At 42.2% G+C, this 24,222-nt stretch carries 27 protein-coding genes and 1 pseudogene; 13 read left to right on the forward strand and 15 right to left on the reverse strand.

Going from position 1 to position 24,222, the window contains the following annotated elements:
• Positions 1-30: 30 nt before the first annotated feature.
• A complete protein-coding gene (locus ACNA6I_RS13260) occupies positions 31-465 on the reverse strand; it encodes a DUF4275 family protein (RefSeq protein WP_416313496.1) in 435 nt (144 codons plus the stop codon).
• Between the two features lie 171 nt (positions 466-636).
• On the opposite strand from ACNA6I_RS13260, the gene ACNA6I_RS13265 reads away from it, so the two are divergent.
• The gene (locus ACNA6I_RS13265) at positions 637-1,212 is read left to right on the forward strand and encodes a uridine kinase family protein (protein ID WP_416313497.1); all 576 of its coding nucleotides are present in this window, start codon (positions 637-639) and stop codon (positions 1,210-1,212) included.
• Positions 1,213-1,336: 124 nt separating this feature from the next.
• On the opposite strand, the pseudogene ACNA6I_RS13270 reads toward ACNA6I_RS13265, so the two are convergent.
• A pseudogene (locus ACNA6I_RS13270) lies at positions 1,337-1,453 on the reverse strand (IS1595 family transposase); the annotation flags it as partial.
• 130 nt (positions 1,454-1,583) lie between these two features.
• Between ACNA6I_RS13270 and ACNA6I_RS13275 the strand changes: the two are divergent.
• Positions 1,584-1,847 (forward strand): hypothetical protein, encoded by a 264-nt coding sequence (locus tag ACNA6I_RS13275; protein WP_416313498.1) that lies wholly within the window; start codon positions 1,584-1,586, stop codon positions 1,845-1,847.
• A 99-nt stretch (positions 1,848-1,946) separates the two neighbouring features.
• Here ACNA6I_RS13275 and ACNA6I_RS13280 read toward each other — a convergent pair whose 3' ends face one another.
• The gene (locus ACNA6I_RS13280) at positions 1,947-2,792 is read right to left on the reverse strand and encodes an aldo/keto reductase (protein WP_416313499.1); all 846 of its coding nucleotides are present in this window, start codon (positions 2,790-2,792) and stop codon (positions 1,947-1,949) included.
• A 164-nt stretch (positions 2,793-2,956) separates the two neighbouring features.
• Here ACNA6I_RS13280 and ACNA6I_RS13285 point away from each other — a divergent pair, with 164 nt between their 5' ends.
• Positions 2,957-3,373 (forward strand): MerR family transcriptional regulator, encoded by a 417-nt coding sequence (locus ACNA6I_RS13285; protein ID WP_416313500.1) that lies wholly within the window; start codon positions 2,957-2,959, stop codon positions 3,371-3,373.
• 36 nt (positions 3,374-3,409) lie between these two features.
• Here the strand turns inward: ACNA6I_RS13285 and ACNA6I_RS13290 are convergent, their stop codons facing one another.
• Entirely contained in the window at positions 3,410-3,817 is a 408-nt protein-coding gene (locus ACNA6I_RS13290) for a cupin domain-containing protein (protein ID WP_416313501.1), read from the reverse strand.
• A 14-nt stretch (positions 3,818-3,831) separates the two neighbouring features.
• A complete protein-coding gene (locus tag ACNA6I_RS13295) occupies positions 3,832-4,689 on the reverse strand; it encodes an aldo/keto reductase (RefSeq protein WP_416313502.1) in 858 nt (285 codons plus the stop codon).
• Positions 4,690-4,895: 206 nt separating this feature from the next.
• Here ACNA6I_RS13295 and ACNA6I_RS13300 point away from each other — a divergent pair, with 206 nt between their 5' ends.
• Entirely contained in the window at positions 4,896-5,441 is a 546-nt protein-coding gene (locus ACNA6I_RS13300) for a TetR/AcrR family transcriptional regulator (protein ID WP_416313503.1), read from the forward strand.
• 41 nt (positions 5,442-5,482) lie between these two features.
• On the opposite strand, the gene ACNA6I_RS13305 is transcribed toward ACNA6I_RS13300, so the two are convergent.
• Positions 5,483-6,388, reverse strand: a complete 906-nt coding sequence (locus ACNA6I_RS13305; RefSeq protein ID WP_416313504.1) for a helix-turn-helix transcriptional regulator — start codon at positions 6,386-6,388, stop codon at positions 5,483-5,485.
• An 81-nt stretch (positions 6,389-6,469) separates the two neighbouring features.
• On the opposite strand from ACNA6I_RS13305, the gene ACNA6I_RS13310 reads away from it, so the two are divergent.
• The gene (locus ACNA6I_RS13310; RefSeq protein WP_416313505.1) at positions 6,470-6,913 is read left to right on the forward strand and encodes a VOC family protein; all 444 of its coding nucleotides are present in this window, start codon (positions 6,470-6,472) and stop codon (positions 6,911-6,913) included.
• 227 nt (positions 6,914-7,140) lie between these two features.
• Here the strand turns inward: ACNA6I_RS13310 and ACNA6I_RS13315 are convergent, their stop codons facing one another.
• Positions 7,141-7,785, reverse strand: coding sequence for a hypothetical protein (locus tag ACNA6I_RS13315; protein ID WP_416313506.1), 645 nt, complete (start codon positions 7,783-7,785; stop codon positions 7,141-7,143).
• Positions 7,786-8,103: 318 nt separating this feature from the next.
• On the opposite strand from ACNA6I_RS13315, the gene ACNA6I_RS13320 reads away from it, so the two are divergent.
• The 3 genes from ACNA6I_RS13320 to ACNA6I_RS13330 all read left to right on the forward strand — a co-directional run bounded on the left by ACNA6I_RS13320 (position 8,104) and on the right by ACNA6I_RS13330 (position 9,503).
• Positions 8,104-8,256: a hypothetical protein gene (locus tag ACNA6I_RS13320; protein WP_416313507.1), complete on the forward strand. Its 153-nt coding sequence runs from the start codon at positions 8,104-8,106 to the stop codon at positions 8,254-8,256.
• Between the two features lie 47 nt (positions 8,257-8,303).
• Positions 8,304-8,810, forward strand: coding sequence for a hypothetical protein (locus ACNA6I_RS13325; RefSeq protein WP_416313508.1), 507 nt, complete (start codon positions 8,304-8,306; stop codon positions 8,808-8,810).
• A 285-nt stretch (positions 8,811-9,095) separates the two neighbouring features.
• Positions 9,096-9,503: a hypothetical protein gene (locus ACNA6I_RS13330; RefSeq protein ID WP_416313509.1), complete on the forward strand. Its 408-nt coding sequence runs from the start codon at positions 9,096-9,098 to the stop codon at positions 9,501-9,503.
• 156 nt (positions 9,504-9,659) lie between these two features.
• Here the strand turns inward: ACNA6I_RS13330 and ACNA6I_RS13335 are convergent, their stop codons facing one another.
• Positions 9,660-10,886 (reverse strand): DUF819 domain-containing protein, encoded by a 1,227-nt coding sequence (locus ACNA6I_RS13335; RefSeq protein WP_416313510.1) that lies wholly within the window; start codon positions 10,884-10,886, stop codon positions 9,660-9,662.
• Positions 10,887-11,045: 159 nt separating this feature from the next.
• Between ACNA6I_RS13335 and ACNA6I_RS13340 the strand changes: the two genes are divergently transcribed.
• Entirely contained in the window at positions 11,046-11,813 is a 768-nt protein-coding gene (locus tag ACNA6I_RS13340; RefSeq protein WP_416313511.1) for a hypothetical protein, read from the forward strand.
• Between the two features lie 50 nt (positions 11,814-11,863).
• On the opposite strand, the gene ACNA6I_RS13345 is transcribed toward ACNA6I_RS13340, so the two are convergent.
• The 5 genes from ACNA6I_RS13345 to ACNA6I_RS13365 all read right to left on the reverse strand — a co-directional run bounded on the left by ACNA6I_RS13345 (position 11,864) and on the right by ACNA6I_RS13365 (position 19,365).
• Positions 11,864-12,973: a type I restriction endonuclease gene (locus tag ACNA6I_RS13345; RefSeq protein WP_252265961.1), complete on the reverse strand. Its 1,110-nt coding sequence runs from the start codon at positions 12,971-12,973 to the stop codon at positions 11,864-11,866.
• Positions 12,974-13,156: 183 nt separating this feature from the next.
• Positions 13,157-16,048: a DUF3427 domain-containing protein gene (locus ACNA6I_RS13350; protein WP_416313766.1), complete on the reverse strand. Its 2,892-nt coding sequence runs from the start codon at positions 16,046-16,048 to the stop codon at positions 13,157-13,159.
• A 106-nt stretch (positions 16,049-16,154) separates the two neighbouring features.
• Positions 16,155-16,550, reverse strand: a complete 396-nt coding sequence (locus tag ACNA6I_RS13355; protein ID WP_048015958.1) for a (deoxy)nucleoside triphosphate pyrophosphohydrolase — start codon at positions 16,548-16,550, stop codon at positions 16,155-16,157.
• Between the two features lie 52 nt (positions 16,551-16,602).
• On the reverse strand, positions 16,603-19,038 hold the full coding sequence (locus ACNA6I_RS13360) for a DEAD/DEAH box helicase family protein (protein ID WP_416313512.1): 2,436 nt from the start codon (positions 19,036-19,038) through the stop codon (positions 16,603-16,605).
• A 3-nt stretch (positions 19,039-19,041) separates the two neighbouring features.
• Positions 19,042-19,365, reverse strand: a complete 324-nt coding sequence (locus ACNA6I_RS13365) for a nucleoside triphosphate pyrophosphohydrolase (protein WP_048015956.1) — start codon at positions 19,363-19,365, stop codon at positions 19,042-19,044.
• 296 nt (positions 19,366-19,661) lie between these two features.
• Here ACNA6I_RS13365 and ACNA6I_RS13370 point away from each other — a divergent pair, with 296 nt between their 5' ends.
• The 3 genes from ACNA6I_RS13370 (at position 19,662) to ACNA6I_RS13380 (ending at position 21,015) form a co-directional block, all read left to right on the forward strand.
• Complete coding sequence (locus tag ACNA6I_RS13370; protein ID WP_416313513.1) at positions 19,662-20,273, forward strand: hypothetical protein; 612 nt, start codon at positions 19,662-19,664, stop codon at positions 20,271-20,273.
• A gap of 247 nt (positions 20,274-20,520) precedes the next feature.
• On the forward strand, positions 20,521-20,778 hold the full coding sequence (locus tag ACNA6I_RS13375; protein ID WP_048015954.1) for a helix-turn-helix domain-containing protein: 258 nt from the start codon (positions 20,521-20,523) through the stop codon (positions 20,776-20,778).
• A 63-nt stretch (positions 20,779-20,841) separates the two neighbouring features.
• Positions 20,842-21,015 (forward strand): hypothetical protein, encoded by a 174-nt coding sequence (locus tag ACNA6I_RS13380; RefSeq protein WP_156183394.1) that lies wholly within the window; start codon positions 20,842-20,844, stop codon positions 21,013-21,015.
• A gap of 63 nt (positions 21,016-21,078) precedes the next feature.
• Here the strand turns inward: ACNA6I_RS13380 and ACNA6I_RS13385 are convergent, their stop codons facing one another.
• Complete coding sequence (locus ACNA6I_RS13385; RefSeq protein WP_416313514.1) at positions 21,079-21,615, reverse strand: DUF2247 family protein; 537 nt, start codon at positions 21,613-21,615, stop codon at positions 21,079-21,081.
• Between the two features lie 901 nt (positions 21,616-22,516).
• Between ACNA6I_RS13385 and ACNA6I_RS13390 the strand changes: the two genes are divergently transcribed.
• Entirely contained in the window at positions 22,517-22,990 is a 474-nt protein-coding gene (locus tag ACNA6I_RS13390) for a CBO0543 family protein (protein WP_416313767.1), read from the forward strand.
• On the opposite strand, the gene ACNA6I_RS13395 is transcribed toward ACNA6I_RS13390, so the two are convergent.
• Positions 22,985-24,085 (reverse strand): L-dopachrome tautomerase-related protein, encoded by a 1,101-nt coding sequence (locus tag ACNA6I_RS13395; protein WP_416313515.1) that lies wholly within the window; start codon positions 24,083-24,085, stop codon positions 22,985-22,987. The genes ACNA6I_RS13390 and ACNA6I_RS13395 overlap by 6 nt on opposite strands.
• Positions 24,086-24,222 lie beyond the last annotated feature (137 nt).

Below are 24,222 nucleotides of genomic sequence, written 5' to 3' on the forward strand. Positions count from 1 at the left end.
CGCTTGGAATCCCAAGCGTCTTTGTCTTTTCTATCTCCTACTGAAATAAGGCCCAAGCCAATCCGTCTCATGCGTGAGGACGAACGTCCAACGGAACTGTTTATCTACGACATAGACGTCGCGGCCCACTTCACTTGATAAGTCCTTCACATCAAAACCCGACGCATTCTCAAGGAGAAGGGCGTCCTCCGTGTCCTGAAAGAAGATGAAACACTTCTGTTTCTGTTGATCCCTGAAGGCAACTTCAGCCTTCTCACCTTCAAGACATGTCCTCTTCTTGTAGCTGAACAGATGCCACAGATATCCACCAAATCCATCCTGGTCAGACAAATAGATCGACTGTTTCTCCTTTTCGCTGAGGTGACCGGCAAAATGGATTTCCCATTCTTTCTTCAAGTACGCTCCCCATCCCGGAATGTCCCGTACCTTGATGTTTTTTTCTATTAATCGATCAATCAGATTCATTGGTACCTCCGTGATTTTTTATAAAAAGATTTTTTTGTAAAGTTAGTTACTTAGAGTATTACAAAGCTATTTTACTTTTTATGGTATTATATATAAAAAGCCTAACTTAGCTACAGGGCAGCATAACTCAAAAAATATATCGACAAAGAAAGATAAGTAGAGGAGTTTCTAATGAAAAAAGTAGAGCGTTGTATTTTAATTGGAATAGCAGGCGGCTCCGGAAGCGGAAAGACCTCTTTTTGTAGTAATTTGGCAAAGGACTTAGACAGATTAAAAGTTAAAACAATATCTACTGATGATTATTTTAGAGAGGTTAAACCGAAAGCGAATGCTCCTTACAATGGGAAGGAATATGATGATTATGATCACCCAACTTCTGTAGATGTGGACAGATTAATTAGAGATATTAATCATTTTATATCAGCAAAAACTTTTGATGTAGTTATAGTTGAAGGTTTATTAGTCTTGTATTTTGAGGGAACAAGAGAAAAATTTGATTTGAAGATATTTGTTGATTGCCCATCAGATGAACGATTAGTTAGGAGATTAAAAAGAGATATAAATGAACAAACCTTTGAAGAAATTTCTTCAGAATATCTTGATTTAGTAAGGCATCGTCATAACGAGTTTGTTGAACCCACAAAATGGTACGCAGATTTAATCTTGAACGGTTCTATAACTCCCAATAAATCCTTAGATGTAGTTAGTAATTGGATATTAAATCATCAACAAAATTCACTTATTTAATTATGAGTAGTTTAACTTAATGAGGAATACAGCCGCTCCTTAAAGGAATGGCTGTTTTTTATACTTGGCGTTAGAAATTGACGGAAATTAGAATTTCGGCAAGCTTAGAGGAGTATTTAGTTTGTCTATCTTTTTCCCCATTCTTCTCACCTAATTGAAGGAAGCTGAACCAGTAGAGGTGGTTATCCAAATACCTCGTCGCCACTCCATGGAATTTATCCATCCAAACCTTTAGTCGTTGACTCGGTGTCATCGCTTTCGATAATCTCTTTCACATTTGATACACCATTTAACAAAGTGCATAAAGAATTTATGTACCGAAAAAAATGCAGTAAAGGTTAAATAGCTTAATTTGCTCTTCTATAGATATTATGAATACAAATCAGGAAAAGTGGGTGATGAAATTGGAACCTATTCGAATTGATCAAGCTGATGTAAAAAAAGCCATTCAATCTGGGCATCCGTACATCCAAGTTGATAACATGAAATTCTTACTTATGGAAGTAGAAGAAATGACGGACGACAGCGGGTATCACGTTACCGATCCTGATGAGGAAAAACAACTAGTAAAAGCGTTGGAAGAAGACAATTCAATCCTATCAGAAAATGAAATCAGAAAAATGCTAGAAGATTAAACGCATCTCCCCATTTAAAATCAACTGCAATAGAACATATTAAAAAGCTCCCCAGAGAAACGGACCAACCGTCCATTCTCCAAGAAGCTTTTCTTCATCTCATTTCCCGTAATTCACAAACATCTCCACCGTTTCAGGATCAGTATGATCGAAGAACAGCGACTCCTTCTGATCAAGCCCTGCAATCTTCTCCATATCCTCTTTAGACAGTTCAAAGTCGAACACATCGAAGTTCTGGATCATGCGTTCTTTGGTGACGGTCTTCGGAATGACGACGACGTCGCGCTGGATCAGGTAGCGGAGTGCTACTTGGGCAGGGGTTTTGCCGTATGGTTGACCGACTGCCCGGAGCGTTTCGTTGGTGAAGAAGTCGTTCTTTCCTTCGGCAAATGGTCCCCATGATTCGATCTGGGTGCCGTATTTCTTCATGATCTCCTGTGGTTTCTGCTGTTGGTTGAAGACGTGGGTCTCCAATTGGTTGACCATCGGGGTGATCTCACTGAATTCGGCGATGTCGATGAAGCGGTCCGGGTAGAAGTTGCTCACGCCGATTGCTTTCAGCTTGCCGGCCTTGTAGTATTCCTCCATGGCGCGGTAGGTGCCGTAGTAGTCGTTGAACGGCTGATGGATCAGCAGAAGATCGATGTAATCCGTCTGCAGCAGGCGAAGGGATTCGTCGATGGATGCCTTTGCCTTCTCGTAGCCCGCGTTCGAGATCCACACCTTGGTGGTGAGGAAGAACTCTTCCCGTGGCAGTCCGCTTTTCTTCACGGCATTGCCGACGGCCTCTTCATTCCCGTACGCCTGGGCCGTGTCGATGGAGCGGTACCCGACTTCGATCGCCTCGCTCACGACGCGCTCGCATTCTTCAAGATCCCTTACTTGATAGACGCCGAAACCTAAGATCGGCATCTCGACTCCGTTGGATAATGTCACATTCTTCATGGTTGATTCCTCCTATATGTGGTTGATCACTTTCATTCTAATCCCTTCGAGTTACTCGAAGGCAAGCCCCAACCCTCATTGTTTACAAATCAAATCGGATGGGCTATCCTTACGTTACCACCTTCGAGTAACACGAAGGCAAATCGTATACATATGGAGGGATTATGTTGCTGACCGTCAAAGAAGTATCCAGGCTCCTGGATTTGACCGAGCACACCATCCGCTTCTACACCGACAAGGGCCTCGTCCCGAGTCTGAAGCGCGATGAACATAACAAACGCCTCTTCGATGAAGAGTCCATCAGCTGGCTCACCGGCATCAAATACCTGAAGCAGTGCGGGATGAGCGTCGAAGACATCAAAGCCTACGTCGACCTCTGCCTGGAAGGGCACGACAACATCGAAGAGCGCTATGCCATCATCGAGAAGCAGCGCGCCATCGCCCATGAACAGCTGAAGGAAGCCCGTGAACGCGTCGACTTCATGGAGGAAAAAGCCCGGCACTACCATGAGATCCTGACGAAAAAAATTCCTGATGATACGAATCCGGGTAAGTGGTATAAGGAAGTCCAGTCCACCTAAAAACGAGCTTGTCCCTAAAAGGGCAAGCTCGTTTTGTCATAGAGATCCATACCATTCATCGGACACAGGTTCCAGCCATTCCGGTGTCCCGGCTGTGATGGCCACATGGGAGAACCAGCTGTCCTTCGTCGCCCCGTGCCAGTGCTTGACTCCGTCATGGGTGACAATCACATCACCCGTTTTCAGGCATTGCGCTTCCTTCCCTTCTTCTTGGTACCAGCCTTCTCCTCCGGTGACGAGGAGGATCTGATAGCCGCCCCGGTGGATGTGCCAGTTGTTCCGGCAGCCCGGTTCGAACGTGACGTTCCCGACGCCGACATTCACTACGGGATCGGCGACCAGGCCTTTCAGGTAGCTCTGCCCGATAAAATACTGGGTATATGCATCATTCTTCTCTCCAATCGGGAAGACGCCCCCGTTTTTCAACACGTTATGCTTTGCCATAAGGCACTCCCTCCTTACTTTTTATTGAATACCGGGAAGAAATCATGCTCCCCGTAGCTCTCGAGGCTTTCCACGCGCTTCAAGGCGTCCATGTCACGGTCGCTGATGACAAAATCAAGGTCCGCATTGTTCTTCATATGATCCGGGTTCGCCGTCTTCGGAATGACCACCATCCCGAGCTGGAGGTCATAGCGCAGGCAGAGCTGAGCCACACTCACCCCGTAGCCGTCGGCAATTGCCTTCACTTCGCCGTGGTCGAGGACCGCACCGTGGGCAATCGGGGAATAAGCTTCCACGAGGATTCCGTTCTCCTGACAGAACTCGATGAGCTCCGTCGGCGTGTGGCTGACATGCGCGAGGATCTGATTGACCATCGGCTTGACCTTGGCATGGGCCAGGATGTTCTCCACATCATCCTGAAGGAAGTTCGATAGGCCGATCGCCTTCACCTTCCCTGTTTCATACGCATCTTCAAGCGCCCTCCATACGTCCACGTTTTCCTCGAAATACCGCTGTTCTTCACGGAACTCCGCCCAAGGCTGCGGACTGTGGACGATCATGAGGTCGATATAGTCCATCCCGAGCTTATTCAGGGATTCGTTGATGGACGCGGAAACCGCTTCATACGATTTCGCTTCCCCCGCCACCTTGGAGGTGATGAAGAGCTCTTCCCGCGCGACACCGCTCAGGCGGACTCCTTCGCCGACGCCCGCTTCATTTTCATATGCCTGAGCCGTGTCGATATGACGGTACCCGATGGCGATTGCATCTTGCACCGCTTGTGACGCCTGCTCGTCATCCAAGAGCCACGTGCCGAGACCGAGCTTCGGAATCTCGATGCCGTTTGATAATCTGCTTGTTTCGTTGAACATGTAATCGTCTCCTTTTTAGTCATATCATCTATTGGTCCAACCATTCTCTAACATCCACATGCGAAATCGCATATTGCTACGATACCGCACATCTGTGTATAATATAAAACGACACAGCCCGTTCTTCAATGATCAAAACCTCTTGATCTGTGCGTTTTCGCACGAATGCGGCCACATTGTACGACATCAGAAAAGGAGTCACCCATATGACCAAGATCGACCGCAGGGTCCAGAAAACACAGGACGCCATCAAACACGCCTTCATCGGGCTCATGGCGGAGAAAGGCTTCGACTACCTTACCATCCAGGACATCTCCGACCGCGCCAACGTCGGCCGCCGGACCATCTATGATCACTACCTCGACAAATTCGATATCCTGGACCGCCTCATCGACGAGCACATCCATGAGCTCCGTGTCCTTTGCCGGGGCGCCGCCGACCTCAGCTTCGAGGAAGGAAACCTGATCTGGTTCGAGTACTTCCAGCAGAACGAGGCTTTCTTCACCACGATCTTATCCAGCAAAGGAGCCCCGACCTTCCGCACAAGCTTCCTCACCTTCGTCATCGAGGAACTCGAAGCCGACGTCGATACAGCAACAGGATTGAATGAAGGTTTGAGCCGTGAAATCGTCCTGCGATTCTTCGGGGCGGCCATCGTCGAAATTGTGGAAGCGTGGATCACCGGGGGGCTTGCGGAGCCTGCTGAAGTGGTGGCGAGGCAGATGGGGAGTTTGTTGGACCGGAATCTCTAAGGAAACACGTAAAAAAGGCTGCCACTCGGCAGCCTTTTTCCTCATTGATACATCCTCAACGCTTCTTCTAGAAACCCTTTATATTTCTCCACGTACTGTTCCGGTTCCACGATCCTCACCTTATTCCCAAACCCCGCCAGAAACTGATAAGCAAAGTGATTCTCAGGCAGTTCCATCGTGGCTTCATATGTCCTTCCACCAGCGTGCACGACGGACTGCTTTCCAAACCGCTCAATGAATTGATCCCTGACACTAATATCGATTTCGGCTTTCACCATCATAGACATCATCGGTGGCTGTTCCATGCCAGTTCCTGCAGAAGATTGGGGCCGTGGTGTAAACGAGCCCTTTATCTTGAGATCCGTCATCCTTGTCACCTTGAACGTCCGGTGATCCTCACGCTCCATACTGTACCCGGCCACATACCATTTCATCTCATGGAGCTTCAGATGATAAGGCTCCACGGTTCGGCGGCTGATGGCCCCTTTCTGATCCACGTAATCAAATTCAATTAGCCAGTGGTTTTTAATGGCGTCCATCAGAGTAGAGAGTTCCTCGTTCAATCCGCTCTGACCCACCCTATCAGAAAAGGTCATGAAGAGGGTGGGAGTAAGATCGATATGACTCATCCCCTTGATCTTCGCGATTGTTTGTTGAACCTCTTCATTCGATGACAGCTGACCGAATCCATCCAAGGCCACGACGATATGCTCAATGTCCCTGTGGGTCAACAACCGCTTATCAAATTTATATTCTCCCATCAATCCGTATCCACCCTCCCGCCCGTGCATGGCATAGACCGGTATATTCGCATAGGTCAGGGTGTCCATATCGCGCTGGATCGTTCGCTTCGTGACCCCGAAAAGCCGACTCAGCTTAGTGGCAGATATCCGCTCCCTCTGCAGAAGCAACATCACAATCGAAATCAATCGCTCAATTTTTTGCATAACGCCCTCCAAATGGCGACATATAGTTGTCACCTTTCACTCATTATACTACCGGTAGACCCATAAAGGAGGCAACACACAATGAAATCAATCGTTTATCTTCAATTCAACGGCCAGGCACAGGAAGCACTCACATTTTACGAAAAAGCCCTGCAGGGAATAGTCCAACAAGTGACCTTCGGTGCAATCCCTCAAGATCCCCCGTTACCGGCCGAAGAACAAACCATGATCATGGAGTCGCGACTCGACTTCTCTGGAAACACCATCATGATCTCCGACGTTCTTCCGTCCATGCAATCAGTCACGGGTCCCATCACTCGAGGAACCAATGTGATCATCAGCCTGATCGACGGCGATCCTGATCTGAACCAAACGTATTTCGACCATCTGTCTCAAGGAGGGACCATCCTCATGCCCCTCTCGTCCGTTCCGTGGTCATCAAGCTTCGGCATGGTGAAGGACCGCTTCGGCGTGGTATGGAAATTCAACAGTGACGCAAGTACGTTTTTGAACCAGCTGATTTAACCAGCAGCCCCCACTCCAGTTGAGATGGTGGAAGCCTGGATCACCAGGGACTTGCTGAGCCTGCAGAAGTGGTGGCGAGGCAGATGGGGAGTTTGTTGGATCGGAATCTATAAAGATATGACAAATGCAGTGCCGAACAGTATAAAGATATCTCCACATGCACACAGCAAAAAAACGGACCCGATTGGATCCGTTTTTTTGCTGTGCGCATGGGTGACAAGAGTGTGTTACATGATGCCAACCTTATTCAAGTCTATATCCAAGACCCTGGTCCGCACATCATTTTTCGAAACCAAGACTTCATTCCCCTCCCTATCGAAGCAAAAGGCTACTGGAATAGAGAATCCGCAATTCCGATACGAGCCATCAGCGTGGCTGGCACCGATCACAAATGCTTTTTGTTCAATCGCAATTTTCTTCGCCTCTGTCGTCCACTCGATGAATTGCTCTTCACTGAACATTCCAACCCCGATCGGATTAAAGATGATATCGGTTGGGTCAGAATCCAAATCTTCAAGACCCATGAAGATCTCACGGCAAAGCACATAGCCTATTTTCAAATCGTCATCCTGCATTTTTGAAGGAGTATATAATGTCTCATTTTCCGGTGTTTTCGCTCGGTCCAACACGATATCCCCTAGAGGGTTTACAATAAACGCCCGATCCTTATGATTGATATCTCGATACCCCGAGACAATATACGTCTTATGTATGCGTGCCATGGAACTGACTTCTTCGATCCATTCATGAGTGAAATAACCTTCCGGAAACAAAACAAGATCGATTTCCTGGTTATGGTCCAGCTCGGACTTCAATTGGATTAATCCATTTTCTAACGTAGGTTGAGCAATCAATATTCTCAACTCAAACACCGCCTTTCACTTATATAATTCCCTTTGCAAGTGAGAATGTCCTCTTTATAAGATCCTATCCAGTTGCAAAAATATAAAGTCCTATGATGATGCTTCTACACCTTAGATCCCAACGGACCAACGCTTCACACAGGGGCCCATCTAAAAATCCATAACCTTTATACCCGAATCAAACAAACAAAAAAGGAAAATAATGTTATAATAGATACTCAGAATCGACGCAAGACCAATGAAAAACTCAAATGGGAATACTCCCCCACCAGTCGGGTATAGATTCATCAAACACCTTCTTCAAAAATATGTAAAAGGAGTGAGCCGATGGACCTCTGGTATTTCCCATTCACTGTCGGCATCATAGTATTCCTGGCCCTATCCATTATCGGTAAGCATGACATGACATACATACTCCTGTGGAGCGGCGGCATTACACTGGGCTTCTTTCTCATGTATCTAGTGGGTAGGAAAAATTGAAAGAATGGCAGCTAAGTAACAACGCCTTACAATCTCTAATTAGGAAGGTGATCCGAATCAAAACAGCCTCAATCGTCCTGCATGTCCTCTTCAGCATGACCCTTCTCTTTCAGATGGGTGCCATCCTGATCATCTCTTCAACCTCCGACGACCTGACCGTTCCCATCCACTATTCTATTGATGGCACCGCAGATAGCTTCGGAACCATCCAGGATTATCTGATTCTGATTGGAGTCAACATCCTCGTATACGCCCTCTCGGTAATTGGGGCGAAATTCGTACGGAAAACGAACCCACAGCAGTTCGACTTCTTCCATACCGAACTTGAGAAGCAAAAGGCCGCTGTGAAAATCAAGATCTTCGCTCAAGTCCTGGCCTTCCACTTCTCCGCTTTCGTCACGTGGCTGATCGCAAGCGTCCTTCGACGTGCATGGAACCCGGGGAGCGACTACAATCTCGACAGCATTCATATCCTCGTTTTCATCGGGTTGACAGCAGGGATCCTATTCCTTGGGTTCCTATGGATCTTCAAGACCCGTCGACCGATTAGATGATTGGGCCAGTTATGATCAACATATGTGTCTTTGACTAAAATGAATTCTAAGATGGTGATATCCATGCAACGAGACATCCAGTTAAAAAATGGATGGCTGTCCTCACGAATCGTGCTCCGTTATGGGGATGAGGTGTTGCAGTTCAAGAAGATAATGAGTGATGATGAGCAGTTTGTTGAAAGTTAAAAGAATACGTAGCCCCTATTCAAATCAATGATAGAAAAGTGGTGGAGGAAATTGAAAAAAGGGGTTAGTGCCATACTTACGTTAATTGGAGTTTGCATAATGGCTTTTATTATACTCAACCTACTTGATGAAAAGACGGTGAAACTGGAATCCAGCCTTGAACAGGTTTCAAACGAAGATGGGATCCAAACATATGAGTTCATGGTTAAGCCCATTGAAAAGGGTGACCACACGATCCAGTTCGGTTTGATAAAGGATATCGGGTATGCCTTTGGTGCAGTCGATGATAACGGGAAGGAATCCTATCCTGAAAACACCGTTAAGGCCGAGATCCCGAATCGAGAAAAAGGTGAGACCACCACCTTAACGCAACAGGATGAATTGATCTATCCCATCAGTATTGATACCAATCTGTTAGAGCCTGGCGTGTATGACTTGAATGTATCCTTTTCAGGAGCTGAAAACGTTGAAGTCAGTGACCAGACTATCAGCATTGAAATTGACTAACACCAAGCACAGACGAGCTAGTAGTCTGTAACTAGTAGACCCCCTCCTTGATAGAAGGGGGTTTTCCTATGCAAGCTAAGAAGCAAGCTACCGATTGGGCAGCTTGCTTCTTAGCTTTCTATTAAAGTCGATCGTCCGCGGATCAAGCAACAGCCATCACATAAACCCAGCAAACCACAACCCAAGCGTCGTCCCAACATAATTCCCGATGATATACCCCAAGGTACCAACCACAAGGATTGGCCCAATCAAATCCTTCCATCCCTTAGCAATCGCCATGGCGGCAGCCGTCGTCGGGCCTCCGACGTTTGCGTTGCTGGCTAGGAGGATCTCTTCAAGATCATACTTCAATAGTTTCCCTGCACCGAGTGAAATGCCCAGGTTGAGGATGACGATGATGAGGACAAACACAAGGAGCAGCGGAGCATTCTGAATGATCAACGGAATCGAAGCCGGTATGCCAATCACGACAAAGAACAGGTAAATGAGGAACGTCCCGATCTCCTGGCTGCCGTTGATCGAGTCGAAGTACTTCGGGAACAGGGCCAGTGCTAGGAAGGTCAGGGTCGTGAGCATGAGGTACTTATCCCCTAACAGCCCGTTCATCAGATTCAGGAAGAAGGACGCATCCTCTCCGGACGGGATGAGCCCGGCAAATAGTTCGGCGATCTTGAATGACACCACGACAAGCAGGAAGGCGGTCCCGACCGATAGGGCTATATCCTTGAGGGACATTTCCTTCCGCGACCAGAATCCTTCGGCAAGCGTCTTGCCGTCTTCCTTCATGCCCCCGTTTTCCACCTTTTCCACATGGGGTGCACGGAATCGCTTCCTGAAGAAGCCCATGGTCGGAATCGTCATCAGCACGATGAAGTAGATGGCCATCATCAGATTATCCGCCACCACCGCAGACGAGACCATTTCTCCCGGCGGTGCGAACTTCGCGGCCATGGCGGCAAAGTTCACCCCTCCCCCGACATACGAGGCACTGAGCATCGCACCTAGCTTATCAAGGTAGGGAATGTGATCCTTCAATAAGAAGAAACTGATGATCGTCCCCGCCACCGTCCCGACGGAACTGATCAAGAACAGAATGAGCAGCCGCCCGCTCTCCTTCCACACCTTCTTGAAGTTCACATGGAAGAGCAGCAGCGGAATCGCAAGGGGAATGATGAACGTCCACACGGCATCATACACCGGTGACTCCGTCGGGATCACCCCCGTATTCGATAGTATGATCGCACCCACCAGGGCAATGATGGCTCCCGATATCTTCGCCGCCCAGCTATAGCGCTGTTCGAGGAAGATGCTGACGGAAGCCCATACGACGATGATTCCCCACAGGGTTATGTAATCGTCCGGTTGAATGAGAGCTTGGTTCATGGGGTAGCCTCCTTTTTTTATCTATATTCTATCGTACCCATTTCAGAGAGAATTTTCAAAATATTATTCCTTCTTGAAGGCACTACCCCTTCTTCAAGCAAAACCTCTTTTCCAGATAGTGTATACTATACGTAGATTCAGTTAACAGGAGGAATAGAAATGTCCATTGCGCCCTACTCAAAGTTCAACCGCTATAAAGCAACCATTCAATCATTACCTTCACCAACACAAGAAGCCCTATTGGTTGAACCATTCCTGCTGGAAAAAGACCCAAAGAAAAAACTCGAAATCTACTATGCTCCATTTGAGCATCTAAATACCAATGCAAAGGTCGTCATCGTCGGGATCACCCCCGGCCTCCACCAGATGAAAAAGTCGTTCGAGACGGTATGGAACCTGAGAGAATCAACCCTCACAGACGACGAAATCCTCCACGAGGTCAAAAAGAACTCAAGCTTCGAAGGGCCCATGAGGAAGAACCTCATCACCATGCTCGATGAACTCAACCTCCCCGCTCACCTGGGGATCACTAGCACCAGCGAGTTATTCGGATCACATAGCCACCTGGTCCAAACCACCTCCGTCCTTCCCTATCCGGTCTTCTATAATGGGAAGAACTACAGTGGATCTACACCGAACATAGTGAAAACAGATCTGCTGCGAGACTACATCCTTCAATCGTTCCCTAAAGAAATGGAACATATGGACAATCCGCTGATCGTTCCTCTCGGGGTGAATGTCTCCAAGGCCCTTGCCTATCTATCGGAACAAGGTCTGATCGACGCCGCGTGCATCTTGGACGGCTTCCCCCATCCTTCTGGAGGGAACGGGCATCGACATCGGCAGTTTGCTGAGAATAAGGAGGAGATGGTGGAAAAGGTGAATTTTTATTTCAGTGGCTTTGAGATTAGTAGTACTATGAAGTGAAAAAAGCAAGCAAGGTAGCGCCTTGCTTGCTAAAAACTAGATTATCTACTCTATTTACTAGCTGCTAAATCAAACGATTTTGCTACTTCAAGTAACTTATCTTTGTGAACCAGGATATCATTAACCGAATCAATTTTTATCGTTGTTTTGTCCTCATTGTTTAGCTGCATATATTTGTTGGCATTATTAAACCCAAGTCGACAAACCCATCTTCGGATATTATTGTCCAAAAGAACATTGAAATAGCTCTTATTGTCGCGGTAATAGACCCTCGCTGGATCAATTTCCTCTTTAAGGATTAGCTTTACTAATACATACCCCTCAATTTCTTCTTCAGTAGTATGAATTTCATTATCTTCTTTTTCAACCTCAACCTCATGCTCTAACTTTTCTTTTTCTATATCTATTGCAGAGTTCACAGTTGGCTCACCCAAATTATTTTCGCTTGAGGTATATAATGCTTTTTGCAACTTATCATTAACCTTTTCATTTATATACTGATTTAATGACTTTTTAACCAATTCTCTGAAATTATCTAAGACTTTTTTTGTTTTAACGCCCTGATAAATATCGTTAATGACTACTTTTACAAAATCTTCTGAAGGGTTTTCAACTTGCGCGTTAATATACTGCTTTATTTCACCTGTGTATTTCAGCTCAGAAGCTGTGGTTAATACATTAACTACATCAAAGTCACTTTTTCGAAACTTTGCAAGTTCCAATATATCAATATCCTTTAAATCCAGCATATTAATAGTGAAGAAAGGTTTCTGATCCATTTTGTTTTGCTCTTCAAGATCTGTAAAGAACTTATATTCAATTCCATTTGATAATATGGCAAACTTAGCTTTGGTTGTGCCGAAATATCTAAAAAGTTGAGAATCATGTTTTGTAAGAATTTCCGTCACGCTCTTCGCCTCAATAAGAATTACAGGCTCCTCATTTTTCATGATGGCATAGTCAATCTTTTCGCCTTTCTTAATGCCTACATCTGCAATATATTCAGGAACCAGTTCTTCTGGATTAAACACATCATATCCTAAAGCTTGAATTAGAGGTAGGATCAATGATGTCTTTGTCGCTTCTTCCGTATGGATACTCTCTCTAACCTTTTCTATTCGACTAGATAAATTTTTGATTTTCTGTTTAAAATCTTCCATGGTACTCAACTCCTCATTTTAAGTATGTAAGATAATTATACCAATCATTAGGTTTATATACATAAAATTCTATAATTTCTAATAATTCAATCGTTAATTTTGTTCTTAGAATATTGATGACCTCTATGCATTTTCAGAAATAATAAGAGAAGCTATTATAAAAAATAACTCCTCTTCTTTGAATTATTCTTCAATTAGATAATGATACAATGCACCCTCCACTTCATGTTCAAAAAGCATGTTCATACACACTACAGGGAGATCACTTGCTTTTTTATCTTTCATAGTAGTTTGTTCCACACTATTATCTTCAGGCAGTACTTCTCCTAGGTAATAGAAATCAGTGCCTTCATCATCATCTTTCTTTATAAAAAAGTGGAGTTCCAAACCTATTTTTTTTGCGTTAATGATCTTCTGAACTTCTTGGGAACTCAGTGTCCTATTACTACGTGAATACCATTTAAACACATTCGGACTAAGGAATTCGTCTCCGTAATTCACACTTGATTCCACATTTTCATTTTTATGATAAGTCACAAAGATTGGGCACGTATTGAATTTAGGTTTATACCCATACATTGTAGAACTCTCATCGGTGTTCCAATTAAGCAACTTACATGCATCTTTACGTGAATATTTTTGGTATAAAGTAAGTTTTTTAGAGCAATCATATTCCAACGTTTTATTTTCAGCACACTTTATAATGTCTTCAATCAAAAATTTAAAATAACTATTTTTTTCTATAAGTGATGATAATCGATCATTAAATCTATATTTATGATCGTCATTGACTACTAGTGGTACTTCTCCATATTTTTTCTTTGCTGCTTGTGTAAAGAAAGTTAAATCTAGAATTCTCTCAACTGAAGCAAGTGTTTCTTCCTTAAAAAGGCACCCTTCGCGAGCTAAGATATCTTTCCATTCTTTTTTTGTGACACCCTTATTTATGAGCAGGGATTTAATTAACATAATTTCATGCTTTCTTTTCCCATTTAAAACTTCTTGTGACAGCATGGTTAACACTTTACACTCGTACTCAGTTAATTTTGGAACCTCTTCTTGTACTCTCATTAAGAAATGGTAGTAATTTGTTTTTGTTTCATTTACAATCACGCAAGGATCAAGAGAATGTTGAAGAACAAAATCATGTAGATAAGGAATTCTTCCAATTTTATTTTTCAGCTCCACATAGGCATCCCGAAGAATTTTGAAAGAAGTTAATTTTGTATTATTTATAGAATTAAAAATTTGTTTCTTTGCTATTTCTTCAAAATTTATTGTCGAAACGCCCTTAATAAAACTAGGATCCTTTGTTTTACGTCTGATATTATCTTTGTTTTGTGTACGATCACCAGAAAGAGCAACAGGGATTAAATAATTGTTCTTATAATTCCCTATAAAATCAATAACCGTTACATACTCTTTATCATCATGTTTCCTTAATCCTCTACCTAGTTGCTGAATAAAGATGATACTAGACTGCGTTTGTCTGAGCATAACCACCTGATTTATACATGGAATATCAATTCCTTCATTAAATATATCTACGGTAATGATGTAGTCCAATTTATCATTTTCCAACTCTGAAACTTTTTTAAGACGTTCCTCCGAACTATGTTTGCCTATAAGAGCAGCAGTTCTCAGGCCTCTACTATTTAATGTTTTAGACAGTTCTAATGCTTCATCCGTTCTACTACAAAAAATAAGTCCCTTCACTTTATCCCCGGAATAACCATAGTAATTCACTTTTTCTAAAACATGATCTACTCTTTCGGTAGTAATTAGATTTGTCAGAATCGAGGTATCATCTACTAGTTGACCGTTCAATTCAAAATCAGTCACCCCAAAATAGTGAAATGGACAGAGCATATCCTCCTCTAAAGCCTCCTGTAGCCTTATCTCATAGGCAATGTTGTAATCAAAGAGAGAGTAAATATTAATATCATCCGTTCTTTCTGGAGTAGCAGTCATCCCCATCAAGAATTCAGGCTTAAAATAATCGATAACTTTTGAATAAGACTTAGCTCCAGCTTTATGTACTTCATCGATAAGAATGTAATCAAATTCCGTAGGATCAAATTGATTAAGTACATTATCCTTTGATAGTGTTTGAATCGTTGCAAATAGGTATTTAGCATCTCTTGCTTTGGTGGTACCAGAAAGAATTCCAAAATCACGATCCGCTCCGCCCAAGACTTTCCTATAATCTGTTTTTGCCTTTTGAAGAATTTGTTCACGATGAACAATAAATAACATTCTCTTCGGTGCAAATCGTCTAACATCAAATGCAGATAGATAGGTTTTACCCGTACCAGTCGCAGAGATTACCAAAGCTTTTTTATTCCCTTCCCCTCTAACCTGTTCAATACTATCTAACGCGGCTGCTTGCATTTTGTTAGGTTGTATAGCTAATGCAGTTTCTAGAGTATTTATTTCATATTGACTAGGATGTTCAATAAGTTTATGTATTTCAGGGAATGTTGTCGCTTTATATGATTTTTCATATGCAGTAATCCAAGAGTCAGACAATGGGGCTGCCTCAAACCATACTTCCTCAAATTGAGTTATAAAATGGCGAATGATTTCCCCATTTTCATGAGAATTCAATTTCACATTCCACTCATAATTTGCTTTGAGTGCCTGCGCAGTTAGGTTTGAACTACCTACAATTAAAGAGTAATGAGTTGGCTGTTTAAATATATATCCCTTTGCGTGGAATCCTTTAAGATCAGTTAACCGAACTTCAAGATTGGAAATTTTCAGAAGCTCTCTAAACACTTTTGGTTGATTAAACTGAAGAAAAGTTGAAGTAAGTATTCTTCCCTTTACTCCCCTCAACTTTAGATCCCAAAGCAGAGCTTTTAAAGTAGCTAAGCCGCTTTCAGTTATAAATGCCACGGAAAAGAAGAAATCTTCACTGTGTTTAAGTTCCTCTAAGATCGAGTAGAGAATAGTATCATTGTTTTTACTATTATTTATGAGAAGTTGTGGCTTATACCTCGTAGACTTTCCATGTGCTTCATCAATAAAACCCTTATAAATTGACTCCTGTAATTGTTCAACAAAATTAGTCATTAGGTCACCATTCTTTTCCATTATTATAGTAAAAGTGTAATATTATTATCCTGCGATGTAAATGATTCCAAACTAAAAAAGCTACCCAAATCGGGTAGCTTTTTACCTATGCATAAATTTCAGCTAGTTTTTCAATAGCAGGTACATCTGCTGGGGCCCATTCCAGCAAATGTAGTTCATCAGGCGTTAACCATTTTATCGCTGCATGCTCTGTCAAGGTTGGCTCTTCGTTAATCAACTCACAAGCAAATGTTGTTAAATGAACTATACCAAAGTCATACTCATAAACTGTATGTTCAATTTGTTCATTAACTACAATTGAAACCTTCATTTCTTCTTGAATTTCTCTTAGTAAAGCCTGCTTAGCAGTTTCACCTTTTTCAATTTTACCACCCGGAAATTCCCACAGCAAAGGCAATGATTTATCGTTCCCTCTTTGTGCACAGAGTATTTTTCCGTCTCTAAATATAACAGCTCCAACTACATGTATATCTTTCTTCATAATTATCCTCCTGGCATATAAAGCATGATCATAGGTGAAATCATATCATAGATTAGTGAAGGTGCAACACCTCAGTAGTAGCTGCTTTTCTTTGAAAATACGCATGCAATCTATACTCACAAATCTCTTTAGTAAATTCATATAATGCTATTTCTGAAGCCTTCTTTGTTTCCAAAGCTATAGTAAATTCACCATTTTCAAATGAGATTAGCCCCTTAGAGCTTCCACTCCACTTTGTCATTGGCATTTTTTCAATTAACCCGGTGATCTTTTTCTCGTTATACTCCCACATTCCCTTATGGGATTTACCAGAAAAGTCAATACGCTTTCTATATTCTTCACTTGTTAAGTACCAGTGAAAGAAGGGAGCAACTTCATTAGCGGTAATTGAAGCAAACCAATTAGCAGGTCCTCTTTCCAGCATGGCTTTCAAGAGAACCATTTTGTAGCTCCTACTCATACCTGTCTTCTCCACTTCCTTTAACCAACCCTCATGATGGAGAAATACCTCTTGTTCTTTTCCACTTAGCTCCCCTACTTCATAGAGGAAACGATGATACGATTTCCATTCTTCATAATATGCTTTAGCGCCCATTCTTCCTTTGAGATGGAGCTCAAGATAAGATGGCCTTCTACCAAGTTCATATTTTAGCTCGTCGAATGCATTTTTCAATTGTTCTTTCCTAGGCTGTCGTTTTAGTGCCATCTCGGTTAAAAGGTCTATAACTTTCATTTCTAAATTTAATGAGCAGTTTGCTGGTGTGGAGGGAATAGTACCCAAAGGTTTTCCTCTTTCACTACTTTGATCAAATAAGGACATTTTTATATCTGCATTTCTGTAGTTACCAATCAAATCAATGACGACACATTGGTCTTTATTAGGATGAATCCTAAGGCCGCGGCCTATTTGCTGAGTAAAGACTGTTAATGATTCTGTAGGGCGCACAAATAAAAGCGTATCAACGGACGGAATATCAACACCTTCATTAAATAGATCTACTGTGAAAATGGCGTCTATTATACCTTCTTCCAACTGATTAATAACTTGGGAACGACTTATACTATTTGCTTTAGAAGTAAGAGCAGTCGTATTGTAACCTTTTTCATTAAAATGGTGCGATAAAAACTCTGCCTGCCGTATGGATGAACAGAATACAAGAGATCTTTTTTGCTTATGCTTTTCCCAGGCCCCGATTGTTTTCTGAGCAAGGCTATCTCTCATTTGTACTGCTAAAAGCTCTTCCTCATCATACCTTGACCCAAGCCAAGTAAGTTGCGAGTAATCAGTATCATCATATACACCATAGTAATGAAAAGGAGATAACCATCCTTGATTGATCGCTTGAAGAAAATCAATACGATAAGCCAAATTCCCTTCGCATATAGCATAAATATCCCTATTGTCATTTCGATCTGGAGTTGCTGTGATACCTAGGAGGAAAGAGGGATCAAAGTAGTTTAATACACTCTGATAAGTATTTGCGGCAGCATGGTGAAATTCATCCATAACAATCAGATCAAAATCATTGGGGTTAAACCGCTTCATATGCTTTTGCCTACTTAGAGTGAATATAGACGCAAATACAGCTTCCGCCTCACTTACTTTTTCTACTCCATTGTAAAGGCCCGTTGTGATCTGTGGATTTACCATTTTGAACGATTTCTCTGCTTGCTTCAGTATTTCTTCTCTATGAGCAACGAATAACACTCGCTTAAATTTTTTCGCAAAAAAAGCAGCGAGATATGTTTTACCTAAACCTGTCGCCATAACCACTAACGATTTGGAATATCCTTCTTCAAAGCTTTTTTCTAACTCTTCTAGTGCTTCTATTTGGGCAAAACGAGGTTGAACCTTCCCATAAGGCACAGGTGGGTCTATGATCACTTGTGTTGATTTTTCTTCTTCCTCTTTCGGCAGCATCATGTCTACTTCTTCTTGTTTCGTCCATTGGGTAGCCAGATTTGGATGCTTTTGATGATATTGCTCGTAATCTGCTTCATAAAGCTGTACGCTTTTATTATTAACAGGGATCGTTTGTTCGTCATAGAATAATCGCAAGAACTCCTTTGTTCCTTCTTCAAATACAGGCTTATCGTCATTAATTAATACATTCCACTCGACCCCATTTTTCATAGCGGAGGCAGACAAATTAGATGACCCAATAAAAAAATGATCATGTTTTTGGGTTTCAATTAAGTAAGCCTTCGGGTGAAAACTAACACCCCTACTCCTCCATAAACGGACCTCTATAGATGGATGAATTGAAATTAAATTTCTTAGTGCAAGAGGTTGAGTTATATATAAATAGTCACCTGTTAAGATCTTAATATCTGCACCTTGTTCTGCTGCGATTTTCAATGCATTCCCAAGTAACCTCACACCAGATTTCATTGAAAAAGAAGTGATTATATAAATGGTCTTACCCATCAATAATCTATCTTGTAATTGCTTTCCCAATTGGGAGGTAATTAGCGAAATGGAACTCATATCTTACTCCTTAACCTCTATTAAAAATATCTTTTCTTGGAATCCCCCGCGTTTTGTAGCTTTCTCTTTACGAACTGCTTCCACCTCTTCAATCGAGGAGCCATTATGTTTAGCAAGTGCATGCATAATCTCTAATAAATCAGCTAACTCCTCAACAGCCTCTTCATTTGTTTCAGCCGAGCAATACTCGTCTAGCTCTTCATAACTTTTCTCTTTTAAGTATTTTATGTAGTCCTCTTCACCAAGAATTTTGGTAATAGGTTGCTCCCCGCTATCCTTAATAATTTGAGGAATTTTATCTCTAACTAATTTGTTGTATGTTGGCATTTAAAAGCTCCTTCCTTTTATACTACTACTATACTTAGCTTACCATAATTATGGAATAAATCGCGGCAGGCTGGAATAAAGATACTTCTCTCCATAGTCTTCTAAAATCATGTTTTGGGTTATGACATCATAAATCCATAAGTTTATTATAAAGGTTTACCTATATAAAAATTCATCCAACCTAAAGCCCCATACCATTTTTTGATGTCATGCAAGAATTCGGGTTAATAATATGTAATAATACGGTAGCGTATAAGGAGTATTTTACTAGTGTTTATTGAAAGGATGAGACATTGATGCCTATAGCTGAAAGAGACTACTGGAGAAATGATCAATATCGACCCAAAAAGAAAAAAACACCCAAATTAACGTGGGGCTTTGTAGGACTTATACTCCTGGCCTTGTTTGCCAGTGGACTTCCCATGAAGATCTACAATGAAGTCACGATTCATCACGACCAAAAGATACGAAGTTACTTGGAACAACGGGAGCAATACTATAGTTCCAGTGATCAAAGTTTCAAGCAGCTGATAAATAAACTGAAAAAGAATAACGGTAACCTTTCAACCTTGTCATTGGAGCTCAACGAAGCCGATGTTACACTCTCCCAAAATTATCAAAAGCTCATGAATCTGGATCCTCCCCGAAACTTTAAACAGCTTCATGAAAAAACGATTGAAGAATGTATTATCAGGCAAGCTGCCGTCAACTACCTCATCTCCTCTGATGCTATAAATGCCTATAAATCTGAAGTGTTATCAACCTACATAGAAGAAAGTAACCAAAAAATAAGTGAATTGCGTCCACTTCTCATTGAAGGGTTACAAAAGGCCGACTTGAGATATCAGATTGAAGAAGATGGAACATTAACCTATTGGGTGAAAGATGACCATTTGAGATTGGAATAAATATAGGGTCTGCCCTTGATTAACTGAGGGTGGACCTTTTTATGCCCAACTTCCTTATAAGTGGTGAATATGCCAATCAAAGCATCCTCTCTCAAAAAAAACTTCATAAGTGGTGAATATGCCAATCAAAGCATCCTCTCTCAAAAAAAACTTCGTTACATTCCCTATAATTGTAAGAACTTGACGTTCTGTCTGTTCCGGCCTTCTTTGTGCAACTTGATAATGGTTGTAAAAAGGGGCGTAACCTTTGCCAGAACGTGATTTATATAAGAAATATCTAGGTATTCATCTTAGGAATAAGAGGATTGAGATTGGCATGACCCAGGATGAACTGGAGGAAAAGGCAGGTCTAAGCGAAACCGTGATCAGCAAAATTGAGAACAACGAACGACTCCCCAGTTCCTACACTCTCTATTTGATAACCAGCGCAATGGAAATCAGCATAGACCAGTTGAATCAAGACATTACCCGATCCATTCATGAAGAGACCAATGAACCTACATAATCGCAAGCAATCCATTTCCCACGGAGGTGATCGATCATCGTCAAAAAACCACAATGGACCAAGATGATGGTAATTCAGAATAAGAAGACCCTTACCTATGAACTCATCGGCTTCAAAGACGAACAGTCGTATGGAGAGATCTATGTCACCAATGACGATTCGAAGACCTCCATCTTCCGGGGGACCGGATTGAAGAGAGTCATGCGGGATGCGAAGAAAGGAAGCTGCAGGCGTTGAGCCGCAGCTTCCTTTCTTTTCGTACTATGGTTACCGCGTGTTTTGATCCAAATGCTTACAAGGTCAGTGTGTCCCACGGTTTTGCAAATATTGCTGCTCACTTCTTAAAAACCGTCGGAATTCATCCATCAAACCGGATACAGGTCGTTCTATAGAGTCAGGCAATGAACCGGTATCTTGGCTTGGCGGGAGATAGTGGATGAAGGCTTCCATCTCTTCTGGATAATGAAAATCGGCATATACTCCGGCCACCTTCTCAAGGAGGTCACGATCCTCTTGATCCTCCATGCTGAGGGTGACCAGCAAGCCAAATCTCCATTTCCTGCTCTCTATGCTCCACTCATCGGATTCTACGCTCCGATCATAAGTCCATGAATGGCCTGTGATGAGAGCCAGTAATTTCTCGTAATCGATCTCCTCTCCTCCCCATGCGAGTTCAATGATGTGGGGATTGTTTGTATCCGGATGGGCGGTTAGATAATCAACGGCATAGTCAACAATGGCTCGCTCTTCTATTCGTTCCAATATTAATCCTGCATACAGTGTCTTCCAATCGTACTGGATGTTATGTTGCTCAAAGATTTCTAATGGGGGTTTCATTTGGATCACCTACTCTCATGGGCGCTAAAGAAGGGGGGTCTCGCATACTAATTTAATGTGAGTCATTCCAGGTGAGTGGCCTAGCTTCAGTTGCTCAGACATCCGACAGAAAATACAGCTGAAAGTGCGGTGATTAGTTAACGCTATTCATTCACAACGAGTGAGGCTTATGATACGCTTATTCTATCACTTTTTCCATATTAATCCTATTGGAGATCAATAAATATAACCCACTAAAAGAGAGGCTGATCGACTTGCAAAACGCCCCAAGGTTTAGACCGGAGTATATACCGATTTCGATATTGGTCATCATGACCATCGTCTTACTGTTAACCCTGTTTTCGGGTCTAGCATCAATAAAGGATATCATCACAAATGTCTTAGTCATCATTTTGCTTGGGTTTATAACTGTAGATGTCAAGAATCATTCTTTAGAAAGCCAATCGTTAAGGCCCGCTTATAAATATGTTGTCATGATCATTCTGCTCTCTCTTTTATCTTTATTTTAACTAACACATCTTGCTAGACTACACTTCTTTACTTCTTCATAATCCCCGCCACAAATCGCGTCAACACTTTTCTCGGAAATTATCGATTACTGTCACGAAACCACAATGGACCAAGATGATGCTATTCCAGTACAAGAAGACCCTTACCTACCATTCGAAGACCTGCATCTTCCGGGGGACCGGATTGAAGAGAGTCATGCGGGATGCGAAGAAAGGAAGCTGCAGGCGTTGAGCCGCACCTTCCTTTCTTTGCTTAATGTGGTGGAGTATTACATACGTGGCACGCTGATGTTTAAAAGGGTACTATCTAACGCTCATTAGTATAACTATTTGAATCAGGGATAACCTATTCGGTGGAGGTGCTATAAGTGAGAAAGAAATTCGAAATCAACATGATTAAATGGCTTTATTTCTTTGGTATTGGTTCCTTTGTTTTGTTAGTTAATAAACCTCTTGCAAAGGACTGGCTCCTTGTTTTCTTTATAAAGAGTTATTATGCATCGTTGGTCGATAAGTTGGTTGTATATAAAGGGTATGTTGAATATCCCACACGGTTTCCAAAACGTGTTAAAACGAGCGTATTGTTCGATTACATCCTCTTTCCGATTACATGTGTTTTTTATAATCAAATCACTAAGGATTCTCATATCCTTCAGTGCCTAATAAAGGTTCTGTATTTAAGTGTACCCTTGACCCTTATTGAGCTATGGCTAGAAAAAAACACTCAGCTTGTAAAATATAAAAAAGGATGGAATGTGAGCACTACTTTTTATTCACTTTCCTTTTCCTTTTTAGTAGTCAGGTTTTCAATGTATGTTATAAGACGTTTATTTGATAATCAAAAAAGACCGGATCACACCTTATAGCGTGTATGTGGAAGCAGGAAGCTCATCAATTTTCATACGAAGTAAACTATACGGTTTCTCTCGCAGGTCTTTTCCATAATGAAACCTTGCCTGCCGGTGTAATTGGTTTACAATGACATATAGGTATCGATCCGGACCAATCGAAAAAGTATCCGGCCATAAGATTCTCGGATCATGTGCAATGGTTTCCATTGTGCCATCCGGCCATATCTTTCGTATACTATTGTTTTCATAATCTCCAGCATAAACCGTCCCTTTTGCATCTGTAATCATGCCATCCGATGCACCTTTTTCTCCCCAATACTCCACATGATAAGGTAGATCCGTGTCAGGGATCGTTTTGTCTCTAAGGGCCTCTGTTGAGATTGAGAACAAATGACGGCTGGTTAGTGGAGCAAAATATACTGCCTTCCCATCGGGAGAAATCGCGAGACTATCAGAAGCTAATGTAAATCGGGAAGTGGATCCATTTTTGTTTCGATTCATTAAAATCCGACCTTCAACTTTCGGTAAAAAATAGGGATCGGGTGATGTTGAGTTTGCCCCATTTAACCGCCTGAATGCGTGTCCAGTTGATAAATCCACAACGATAATAGCTCCTGGTCCTTTCGATGATGAATCCGTGATATATGCATAACCCGCTTTTCCTACACGGAAATCAAATCGCACATCATTCAGATACGTTGTGGCCAGGACAACATCATCCGAAAAGGTATAAACCTTTCTTATTGTATTGGTTTCTAAATCAACAGCGACTAATTTCGCTCCACCTTTCATCGGTTCGGAAAAATTGGGTGCCGCTGTATCCAATACCCATAGCGTTCCCCTTCCATCGGCAACTACACTTTGGACACTGATGAACGTCATGGTGATATCCTCGTAGTTCTCCACATTCGTTTGTACATCAGGATAAGGCTGTAATGTATTCTCAACAATTTCCCCCACAGTAAACGTAACATCGTCTCCCCACTTCGGAAAACAAACGAAAATACGACCCGTTTCAGAAACAGTAACTCCTGTGGGCATAGCTCCATAAAATGAATGAACTAATTCTAATTCACCGAAATATTTTTCACTAGGTAAGAAAGGCTTCATGATATCCTCCTTAAGAAACACGGATATCACCTATATATGTGATAAGTTTCTTCTAGTGCATGTTTCAATTTACTTAGTTATGAGGTCATACTCGAATGATGCTCCCGAGTAAAGTAAGGCACTTCTATTATGGAATG

It is taken from the genome of Rossellomorea sp. FS2, assembly GCF_047915635.1.
Lineage (GTDB): Bacteria > Bacillota > Bacilli > Bacillales > Bacillaceae_B > Rossellomorea > Rossellomorea marisflavi_A.